The organism is Streptomyces sp. NPDC025793, assembly GCF_055558375.1.
Genome location: NZ_JBVHMR010000148.1, coordinates 1 through 1,634 on the forward strand (window position 1 = coordinate 1; position 1,634 = coordinate 1,634).

At 67.1% G+C, this 1,634-nt stretch carries 2 pseudogenes; both read left to right on the forward strand.

What is annotated here, in order from left to right:
* Positions 1–377: 377 nt before the first annotated feature.
* Positions 378–545, forward strand: a pseudogene (locus ACZ4MF_RS48980) (peptidoglycan-binding domain-containing protein); the annotation flags it as partial.
* An 813-nt stretch (positions 546–1,358) separates the two neighbouring features.
* A pseudogene (locus tag ACZ4MF_RS48985) lies at positions 1,359–1,634 on the forward strand (endonuclease domain-containing protein); the annotation flags it as partial.

Genomic DNA, 1,634 nt, shown 5'->3' on the forward strand with positions numbered 1-1,634 from the left:
CGGTGGCCGTTCTCATATCCGGACCCTCACTCCGACGCCGGGACAAACACCCGGATCAGGTGGGAACCGGTACACCACTTCCAGGGACGCAACCGCTCTGCACAGTGAACCTCTCGGCCGTTCAGCAGCCGCTCATCGCCGCTCACCCGACAGGCCTTTCAGCCACCGGCGGGTGTGCGGGCAACTTCGACCGGCTCCCCCGTCGTACTACCCGGCGGCTCCCAGGGGTTCGGCGAGGCGGTCCAGCCGCCTGTAGAGCGCCCGTACGAGTCGAGCGTAGTCCTTGGCGCAGCGACCAGACGTCAAGGATCGGAAGGTGTCATGAACCCGTTTAACCACAGCCATCGATTGTCTAGAAGGGCTCCACCGGCGAGGACGTCCACGCCGCCCAGGTCGAACTGAACCGGTTCGGTTACGGCCTCGCTGTCGACGGCAGCTTCGGCTCCGGCGCCGACAGCGCCGCCCGGGCCTTCCAGTCCGCACACAGCCTCGGCGTCGACGGCCAGACAGGCCCGCAGACCTGGCATACGCTCGTCGGCAGCTGACCGCCGGACCCCTCCAGTGGCGAGCGTGTGAGGCGGCGTGACCGCGACACGTGTTCCTGGTTGGGAGGCCTGACCAAGACCGGCCTGCAACACCAGCTCACCGGCCCCGCGGTCAACCTCGCCCGCATCGACGCCCGCCTCACCGACACACCGCGGGTGCGCACTCGCATGGGCCACTTCGCTGCCCTTCGCTCCGCCATCTCTGACGGAGCGAAGTAGCAAGCACCGGGAATTCGCCAACAGCACCACCAAGAAACGCTCAGCAGGGCGAAGTAGCGGCCAGGCCCCGAATTGGCCGACAGCGTCATCGAGGGCCGGTACAACTTGCACCGACTGCACAGCGGCCTCGGCTATCGCAGTCCCGCCGCTTGCGAGGCCGCCCTGGCGGCCTGACGACCACATCGATGGTGTCCGCCAAAGCGGAAGAAGGCCACCAGACGCAGACATCCTCTATGTGGGTGCCAACTCCTGCCTGGACGCGGGTCTCATGGATGCGGAGTCGTCCGTCATCGACCACAGGGCCGCCGACGTCATTTCGAATTCCTGGGCCGAGGTCATCCACACCAGCAAGCCCCACCTCACGCACGCCGACCCTGCTGCTCAATTCGTCTGGGCTCGGGGATCGTTGAGGCGCGAGGGTGAATACCCCGATTCTTGACGTTCTGGTGGTGAGGCTGCGGGCACGGGAGGCGCTGACGAACCAGATGCTCAGGAACGAGGAATTGCGGTCGGCGTATGCGGCGTGGGCGGCGGACCGGCCGGCCGAGGCGCTTGGAGACCCGTTGCCGTGTTGCAGGCCGTTGGCCTGTCGGTATGTCAGAGCGTGTCATGCCCGGTCGCACGGACGGCCTGAGCACCCTGGGTGCCGCGGACGCTCTGTGGGTCGATCTGACGGCCGACAGTGCTGTGCCGACGGCTTCTGGGGCATTCACCTGCTCTCCTGCCCGTGCCCGGGCCGGGTACGTCCTCCTCGGCAACCATGTGGTGGCGACGATGAGCGCGAGCGGCGGTCAGTGGAGAGTTCCGGAAGTCGAGGTACGCCGGGCGGCCGCGGAACTGAACGCGGTTCGGATGGACAGGCAGGACCTG